The 8,287-nt window shown below is 59.8% G+C and carries 9 protein-coding genes, 1 tRNA gene and 1 pseudogene; 9 read left to right on the top strand and 2 right to left on the bottom strand.

From position 1 onward, the window contains the following. The 5 genes from RTX98_RS12615 to RTX98_RS12595 form a co-directional block, all read left to right on the top strand. The coding region (locus RTX98_RS12615) for a class I poly(R)-hydroxyalkanoic acid synthase (RefSeq protein ID WP_312796964.1) at positions 1–1,595 on the top strand (1,595 nt) is incomplete at its 5' end. A gap of 312 nt (positions 1,596–1,907) precedes the next feature. Next, a complete protein-coding gene (locus RTX98_RS12610; RefSeq protein ID WP_312796963.1) occupies positions 1,908–3,074 on the top strand; it encodes a YcbK family protein in 1,167 nt (388 codons plus the stop codon). 77 nt (positions 3,075–3,151) lie between these two features. Then, a tRNA-Glu gene (locus tag RTX98_RS12605) sits at positions 3,152–3,227 on the top strand. A gap of 542 nt (positions 3,228–3,769) precedes the next feature. Further along, positions 3,770–4,192: a group III truncated hemoglobin gene (locus tag RTX98_RS12600; protein ID WP_312796962.1), complete on the top strand. Its 423-nt coding sequence runs from the start codon at positions 3,770–3,772 to the stop codon at positions 4,190–4,192. A gap of 23 nt (positions 4,193–4,215) precedes the next feature. Then, positions 4,216–4,509: a DUF1971 domain-containing protein gene (locus RTX98_RS12595; RefSeq protein WP_312796961.1), complete on the top strand. Its 294-nt coding sequence runs from the start codon at positions 4,216–4,218 to the stop codon at positions 4,507–4,509. A 67-nt stretch (positions 4,510–4,576) separates the two neighbouring features. Here RTX98_RS12595 and RTX98_RS12590 read toward each other — a convergent pair whose 3' ends face one another. Then, positions 4,577–4,819, bottom strand: a complete 243-nt coding sequence (locus tag RTX98_RS12590) for a hypothetical protein (RefSeq protein WP_312796960.1) — start codon at positions 4,817–4,819, stop codon at positions 4,577–4,579. A gap of 218 nt (positions 4,820–5,037) precedes the next feature. Continuing rightward, positions 5,038–5,247, bottom strand: coding sequence for a cold-shock protein (locus tag RTX98_RS12585; protein ID WP_312796959.1), 210 nt, complete (start codon positions 5,245–5,247; stop codon positions 5,038–5,040). On the opposite strand from RTX98_RS12585, the gene RTX98_RS12580 reads away from it, so the two are divergent. From RTX98_RS12580 to RTX98_RS12565, 4 genes and pseudogenes are all read left to right on the top strand, one after another. Further along, positions 5,246–5,458 carry a hypothetical protein gene (locus tag RTX98_RS12580; RefSeq protein WP_312796958.1) on the top strand — a complete coding sequence of 71 codons (213 nt, stop codon included), beginning with the start codon at positions 5,246–5,248 and terminating at the stop codon, positions 5,456–5,458. The two genes, RTX98_RS12585 and RTX98_RS12580, sit on opposite strands and share 2 nt — an antisense overlap. Before the next feature lie 252 nt (positions 5,459–5,710). Continuing rightward, positions 5,711–6,883 (top strand): annotated as a pseudogene (locus tag RTX98_RS12575) (zinc-dependent alcohol dehydrogenase). Positions 6,884–6,893: 10 nt separating this feature from the next. Next, the gene (locus RTX98_RS12570; RefSeq protein ID WP_312796957.1) at positions 6,894–7,685 is read left to right on the top strand and encodes an SDR family NAD(P)-dependent oxidoreductase; all 792 of its coding nucleotides are present in this window, start codon (positions 6,894–6,896) and stop codon (positions 7,683–7,685) included. Between the two features lie 102 nt (positions 7,686–7,787). Beyond that, complete coding sequence (locus tag RTX98_RS12565) at positions 7,788–8,117, top strand: DUF2934 domain-containing protein (RefSeq protein ID WP_312796956.1); 330 nt, start codon at positions 7,788–7,790, stop codon at positions 8,115–8,117. Positions 8,118–8,287: the final 170 nt, after the last annotated feature.

Here is an 8,287-nt window from a genome sequence, read left to right as displayed (position 1 = left end):
TGGCGGAGCCGTCGCGCGCCTTTGAAGCGCAAACGAAGCTGTTTGCCGGCTTCATGGGCGTTTGGGCCAATTCACTGCAGAAGCTGAACGATGCCGCGACGCCTGACATTATCCCGCTCGATCAAGGCGACAAGCGCTTCAAGGACCCGGATTGGAGTCGCCACGCCTTTTTTGACTTCCTCAAGCAGGCCTATCTGATCCTCTCGCAATGGGCAGCCGACCTCGTGGATCAAGCGGTTGATCTCGATCCGGCCACGCGGCAGAAGGCGAACTTCTACGTCAAGCAAGTCGCCAGTGCGATTTCGCCGTCAAACTTCGTGCTGACCAATCCCGAACTGTTCCGTGAGACGGTAGCGTCCAACGGCGAAAATCTCGTGCGCGGCATGCGCATGCTGGCCGAAGACATTGCGGCGGGCGGCGGCGAGCTGAAGCTTCGGCAATCCGATGCCAAGCAGTTCCACGTCGGCGAGAACATCGCCACCACCGAGGGCAGCGTGATCGCGCGCAACGATCTGGCCGAGATCATCCAGTATGCGCCGTCGACCGACACGGTGCTGAAGCGGCCATTGCTGATTGTTCCGCCCTGGATCAACAAGTACTACATCCTCGACCTCAACCCGCAAAAATCGTTCATCCGCTGGGCGATCAGCCAAGGCCACACCGTCTTTGTGATTTCCTGGATCAACCCGGACGAGCGCCACGCCAAGCTCGGCTGGGAGCATTATATTCGCGACGGCATCCAGCTCGGCCTCGACCAGGTTGAACAGGCCACGGGCGAGCGCGAGGTCAACGCGATCGGATATTGCGTCGGCGGAACGCTGCTGGCTGCAGCACTCGCTCAGCAGGCTCAGGAAGGCGACGAACGCATCTGCTCGGCCACCTTCTTCACCACGCAGGTGGATTTCACCCATGCCGGTGACCTGAAGGTCTTCGTCGATCCCGAACAGATCAAGGCCGTTGAAGACGCCATGAGCGCGCGCGGCTTTCTGGATGGCTCGAAGATGGCGACGGCGTTCAACATGCTACGCGCCGGCGATCTGATCTGGCCCTACGTCGTCAACAACTACCTGCGCGGCAAGGATCCCCTGCCCTTCGACCTGCTGTACTGGAACTCGGATTCCACACGCATGACAGCGGCGAACCACTCGTTCTATCTGCGCAACTGCTACCTCGATAACCGGTTGTCGCGCGGCGAGATGAAGCTGGATGGCCGAACCCTGTCGCTGCACGACATCACCATCCCCGTCTACAACCTGGCTGCGCGCGAAGATCACATCGCGCCGGCGCGCTCGGTGTTCGAAGGATCGCAGTTCTTCGGCGGGCCGGTGGATTACGTCATGGCCGGTTCAGGCCATATTGCCGGCGTCATCAACCCGCCGGCCGCCAATAAGTACCAGTTCTGGACGGGCGAAAAGCCGGTCGGCGCGTTCGACGATTGGGTCGCAAGTGCGACGCAGAATACGGGCTCCTGGTGGCCGCATTGGCATGCCTGGATCGAGCAACAAAATGATGAGCGTGTCGAGGCCCGTAAGCCCGGCACAAGCACACCAGTCTTAACTGCCGCACCCGGTACTTACGTTCATGGAAAAGGTTGATCTATCTTCAGCAACATTGCTCTTGCTGAACCATGATCTTGCCTTATTTCGTGAATAGCCGGATGCTCGGATTTGTTTCCATGGGTTGGTTCTTCTGGAGAGGGGAATCGGCTGATAGTTTCAGGGGCATGCCGATGCCGAGCCGGAATCGACCGAAAGGAATCCGCTTTGACAGCTAAGACGCCACGCGCGGCTGTTCTGCCAATTCGTTGTGTTTCGGCACTTCTTTTTTCCGTCTTAATGGCGTCCTGTAGCGCCTCTTCAAGTGATCCGACGCTTGGTCTGGCAGCTAACCAGTCTGTCGATCAGCCGATGGCGCGCACCAATTCGCTGGCGGGCGAACAGGATGCCTACATCCAGTCGACCGCTCCCGCTCCCGCACCGAAGCCCGCTTCCACCCCAGTCGCCACAGCGCAGAGCCAAGATGAAGCGATGCCTTCGACTGTCGCGTTCGCAGGTGAGGAAACTTCTTTGTCGCGCTCGGCTATCGCCGGCTTCGCACAGACGAATGATGGTGTGCCGAGCCTGGCTTCCGCAACCCTGACGGTGCCAGCGGCCAAGCCGAAGCCCGTGGTTCAAGAACAAACGAAGGTGGTAGAAGTTCCCGCTGAACAAGCGCCGGCGGCAGAGCCTGCTGCTCAGACGGTTGCGGTCGCGGCTTCAACGGTTGCCGCTGCCCCTTCCAGCCCGGCGATCGAAAATCGCGTTGGTAGCGCGCACGGCACCAGCCCTGCTGTCCCCGCACGTCCGGTTGTCATGGCGTCGGCTCAGCCGACGGATGAAAAGCGCGGCTTCCTGTCCGGCTTTTTCAGCGCCAACCAGTCCGGCAACGCGCCTGCACCCATCCGCGAAGCGGCCCGTGCGCCGATGATCGCGCAGAAAGAACTCACATCTCGCACGGCACAGGCGAAAACGGAGCCGAAGGTACAGCTCGCATCCATCTCGCCAGCCGAATCAACTGGTTCCGTGCGCAACGACAGCGGCAGCAGCCTGCCGGGCGTGCGCACCAGCGCCTTGTTCGAGATCACCCGCAAGTCGGGCATCAACGACGACAGCGATGTGGACGTGCATGAAGGCGACGAATCGCCTGTACGTGTCGCGTCCGCTGCCGGCATGGCCCGCCTCGCGCCTAACGGCCTGCTGAAGCAGACGGCTGATGTGGACACCGCCTGCTTGAAGCCCTCACTGGTGCGCGTGCTGAAGAGCGTGGAGCAGCACTACGGCAAGAAGGCGGTAATCACCTCCGGTTACCGCGATCCCTCGCGCAACCAGCGTGCACGCGGCGCCCGTAACTCCCTGCACATGTATTGCGCAGCGGCCGACGTGAAGATCGAAGGCGTCAGCAAGTTCGAGCTCGCATCTTATGTCCGCTCCATGCCGGGACGCGGTGGCGTGGGCACATATTGCCACACGGATGCGGTCCATATCGACGTTGGACCGGAGCGTGATTGGAACTGGCGCTGCAGCCGTAGAAAATAATCGGGAAAACTTCTTCAAAGCGGCATTGAGTGGGTTGCCGGTTTCGAAAACGCCGACTATACACCCCCTCGTTCCCCGCGCCCATCGTCTAGCGGTCTAGGACGCCGCCCTTTCACGGCGGAAACACGGGTTCGATTCCCGTTGGGCGTGCCACTTCTTCTCTCATCCCAAACGGGATGCAGAGCTGCCCTGAGGGGCTCCGGCCTGGATCAGGCTCTGGTAAGAAGTGGTGCGACGGATCTCATTGGTTTCCTTCTAAGACACGTTCGATCCTGCCTCCTATAGCGCTGGAGGATTGTTGAGCTGTAATACGGCGCTTCAGCAGGCCGAAGGGTTTTGAACCGGATATCGGTGCCGAGCGGCGGACCCAGAACTCTCAGCAAGAAGAATCATCTCTGGCCAACTGGGCTGGATCGTTGCTCACCGGCAAACCAGTCAGAGTCATCGACCACCTGGCAACGCATCGCGCATGAACCCGACAGGCGAGCTACCACAAGCGGATTGCGCTCAGCAGGTCCCTGTCGTGCGGATGATCGTTCTTGGCGCCTCACCCCTTGGAATGTCTTCGCTTAGAGATGAGCCCAGCATAAGCAGCGGTGCCTGCCGGCCCCGCTGACGGGTCCAAAGGACGCATTTACAGCAACGACGCTGGCACCTAGGTCTGGGATCATCGCAGAGGCTCAGCGGTACGCTTGATGAACGACGCTTCCCTTCCCCACGATATTTCCGAAGCGCTGGTCGAGACGTTGGTGCACACCTTCTATGGTCGTGTACGAGCAGACGAAGTGTTGGGCCCGATCTTCGAAGCGCGGCTGGCGGGACGTTGGGATGAGCATCTCGGGAAGCTGGTGGATTTCTGGTCCTCTATCGCACTTAGAACCGGCCGCTATGCCGGTCGGCCGCATGCCGCTCATCACAATCTCGATTTGGAAGCAGCGCATTTTCAGCGCTGGCTCGCACTGTTCGAAGCGACGGTGCGGGATCTATGTGCCGGGCCGGCTGCCGCTCTGTTTATCGACCGTGCACATCGCATTGCCGACAGCCTGCAAATTGGCCTCAACATAGGCCCCAAGGCCTTGCCCTTCCCTGTACGGGCAGGTCCGTCAGTATCGGCCTAAGGCGCAGACCGCGAGGACGCATTATGGGCGCATTACCACCTGACCTTGTCGCGTATAGTCGCTCTCCTGAGTTCGATCAGGATACGCTTCCAGCTGCCCTACAGCGCAACCACAGCACTAAGGCAGGCACTTGGGCGCTGATCCACGTTCTCGAAGGAAAGCTGCTCTACCGAGTGATGGAGCCGGCAAGCGAGACGGTTCTGGAACCTGGCACGCCGGGCGTGGTGAAACCGGCGGAGCTACATGAAGTGCATCCGCTCGGAGAGGTTCGGATGTTCGTCGAGTTCTACCGGGAAAATTCGACCGACAGGACCTGAAGCGCGAACCGCATCTCTAATGCGGCTCGCAGATTGATGAGACCTATCGAGGCCTTTATCGAAGGGCCTAGGCGGCGGCCGAAGCAGAGGCAGCTGACTTTGCGCGGGTTTTCGGCTTGCGCTTGGTATCGGCGGCAGCGATTTTTGCCTCTGCAGCTTCCTTGGCCATGCGAGCTTCGCGCAGCTTCTGGGTCTTGGCTTCGCGCGCGTCGACTTCCGCCGACATGATCTGCTGGGCGGCTCGGGTTGTCGCCTCGGCCTTGTCGGCCTTGGATGCATTGCTTCTCGGGACGGCAACGGAATCGGACATGGAACTCTCCCTTTGTCTCTTAGGTAGGAAACTAGGGCGGAGCGCCGATTAATCCACTGCGATCGAGCAGGAGAATACGAGCAAGAACTCAGCCTCAACCATGCTACAGGCAGCCCATCTACAAAAACAAAAAAGGCCGGGCGAACCCGACCTTCCTCACAATCACCTCGACGAAACCTGCCAGTACATCCGTGGTCAGGTGTCGGAAGTGATTTCCTTTACGCTGCGGACAGGTTGTCAGCAGCGACCTTGCCGGTGCGGCGATCGTTCACAGCTTCGAAGTTGACCTTCTGGCCCTCAACGAGCGTGCGCAGACCTGCGCGCTCAACAGCCGAGATGTGAACGAACACATCGTTGCCGCCGTCTTCCGGAGCGATGAAACCAAAACCCTTGGTGGTGTTGAAGAACTTTACGGTTCCAATAGTCATGACGGTTTTCTCCCGTTCGCGTTCGTCCAGGACACTTGCCCCGAACGTAGTCATCACCGATGTCGAAGGGAAATTCGTCAGGAGCGCCGAAGCGCCAACAAAGTTCGTCAACCAAGATCGATCTGAGCTTTATAGCCGCGATTTGCAGCGAGAACAAGGCGCGCGCCAAAAACATTTCAAAGAATACGCAGCGCGCTTCGGCGCGAAGTGAAGGAACTAAAAAGCAAAAAGGCCGGCATATGCCGACCTTCTGTTTGTGCCTCTACACTGGCGCCGGTACATCCGCGGTCGCCGGTGGAAGTCACAATTCAAATATAGGTCACCTTTCACGACAATCCAGTGACAATGTTCCCTGTTTTTAGTGCCGCCACCTAACTGAGCGACAGCTGGGTTGGGGAGGAACATCTAATCGCATCTGGGAATTAGAAGGATCCCTACCGCGCGATTAAAGGATCCAAGTCCAATGAAGGCTCTCACCTGGCACGGCAAACATGACATTCGGTGCGAAAGCGTGCCGGATCCCAAGATAGAGCAGCCGCGTGACGCAATCATCAAGGTGACGTCCTGCGCCATCTGCGGCTCGGATCTGCACATCTACAACGGCGTCATCCCCGAGATGCACAGCTGCGACATCATCGGCCACGAAGCCATGGGCGAGGTCGTGGAGCTCGGCTCGGATGCCCGTAGTGATTTAAAGGTTGGTGATCGCGTGGTCATCCCCTTCACCATTTCGTGCGGCGAATGCTTCTTCTGCAAGCGCGGCTTCTAGTCCGGCTGTGAGCGCTCGAACCCCAACAGCAAGAAGGCAACGGAAGTCTGGGGCAACTCGCCCGCAGGCCTGTTCGGCTATTCCCATCTGCTTGGTGGCTACTCCGGTGGCCAGGCCGAGTATATCCGCGTTCCTTATGCGGACGTCGGCCCGATCAAGGTGCCGGAGGGCATGACGGACGAACAGGCGCTGTTCCTGTCGGACATCTTCCCTACCGGCTACATGGCCGCCGATTTCTGCAATATACAGCCGGGCGACACGATCGCGATCTGGGGCTGCGGTCCCGTTGGCCAGATGGCGATCCGAAGCGCCTTCCTGCTCGGTGCCGAGCGCGTGATCGCGATCGACACGGTCGATGAGCGTCTGGAAATGGCGCGTAAGGGCGGCGCCGAAACGCTCGATTTCCGCCAGGAAGACATCTACGAGCGCATCATGGACCTGACCAAGGGTCGCGGAGCGGATGCCTGTATCGACGCCGTCGGTACCGAGCCATTGATGAGCTCCGGTCTTGATGCCGTGATCGATCGCGTCAAGGTCGCGACCTTTATGGGCACCGATCGCCCGCATGTGCTGCGCCAGGCCATCCACTGTACCCGCAATTTCGGCACGGTGTCGATTGTCGGCGTTTACGGCGGCTTCCTCGACAAGATCCCATTCGGGTCCGCGATCAATCGCGGCCTGACCTTCCGCATGGCTCAGACGCCGGTGCAGTCCTACCTGCCGCTGCTTATGAGCCGGATCGAAAAGGGCGAGATCGACCCGTCTTTCGTCATCACGCATACGGCCAGCCTCGAAGAAGGCCCGGCTTTGTACGACACCTTCAACAACAAGAAGGACGGCTGCATCAAAGTCGTTCTCAAGCCGTAAGGAACGAACAATGGCAGGCACGAACAAACTGGCCGTCATCACCGGTGCCTCGTCGGGCATCGGCTTCGAACTCGCCAAGATCTGCGCCGAGGAAGGCTACGATCTGATCGTGGCGGCCGATCAGGCGAAGATCGAAGATGCGGCGGATCAGTTCCGCCGCTCCGGCAACGACGTGAAGACGTTGCAGGCCGACCTCGCCACGCTTGAAGGCGTCGACCGCCTCTATGATCTGGTAAAGGCCGACGGCCGCCCGGTGGATGTGCTGATGGCCAATGCCGGTCATGGCCTCGGCCATGGCTTCCTCGATCAGGACTTCAACGAGATCCAGCACGTGGTCGACACCAACGTGACGGGCACGATCTATCTGGTCCACAAGATCGGCAAGGACATGCGCTCGCGCAACGAGGGCAAGATTCTGTTCACGGGCTCGATCGCCGGCTTCATGCCGGGTTCGTTCCAGGCCGTCTACAATGCCACCAAGGCCTTCGTGGACAGCTTCGCCTTCGCACTCCGCAACGAGCTGGAAGAAACCAAGGTCACCGTCACCTGCTTGATGCCCGGGCCGACGGATACAGAGTTCTTCGAGCGCGCCGACATGATGGATACCTCCGTCGGCCAAGGCAAGAAGGACGACCCGGCCATGGTCGCGCGGGTGGGTTATGACGCGATGATCCGCGGCGACGGCGACATCGTCAGCGGCTGGAAGAACAAGCTGCAAACCACCCTGGCCAACATCACCCCTTCGGGCGTGCTGGCCGAACAGCATCGCAAGATGGCGGAGCCGGGCAGCGGCAGCAACTGACAAGAGGATGGCTAGACCATGCCGCGCTGCAGGAACCTTGTTCCGGCGCGGCATGTTTCATCCAACCAACTGATACACGGGATGGAGAACAGGGAGCGTATCATGGACAGGGAAGAACAGATCAAGGCACGCGCTCACGCAATCTGGGAAGAAGAGGGTCGTCCGGACCAGCGCTCTTCGGATCACTGGGAACGTGCCGAACGCGAGATCGACTCGCAGGCCGCGCAACAAGGCGGCAACGAGGAAACCGGTGCGGCTTTGGCCAGCACGGCGCAGGCCGACGCTCTTGTTCCCGACGAGGAAGGCGGCGCCACGGCCAGTAACGAAGCGCTTCTTCAGGAAGGCAATGAGGGCAGCGCGCAGTTGCATGAGGATGTAACCGGCTCCCCGCAGCCAACGCCCCTCGGCAAGCAGGAAGTCAGCCGCCACTGAAATCCTGATTGTCGCTATGTCGAAATTGAAAGGGCCCCTCCATCACATCCGATGAGAGGGGCCCTTCTTTATCCACTCTTAAAGCGTGCGACTGCGTTGAACACGCTTGTCGATGAACTCTTCTTCGGCAGGCTCCGCATCAGGCGGATTGACACCTTCCGAAGTCCGCA

The sequence above is a fragment of the Tianweitania sp. genome, from assembly GCF_032053605.1.
Classification (GTDB): Bacteria; Pseudomonadota; Alphaproteobacteria; order Rhizobiales; family Rhizobiaceae; genus Tianweitania.
This window is presented reverse-complemented; position numbering and strand designations above follow the sequence as displayed.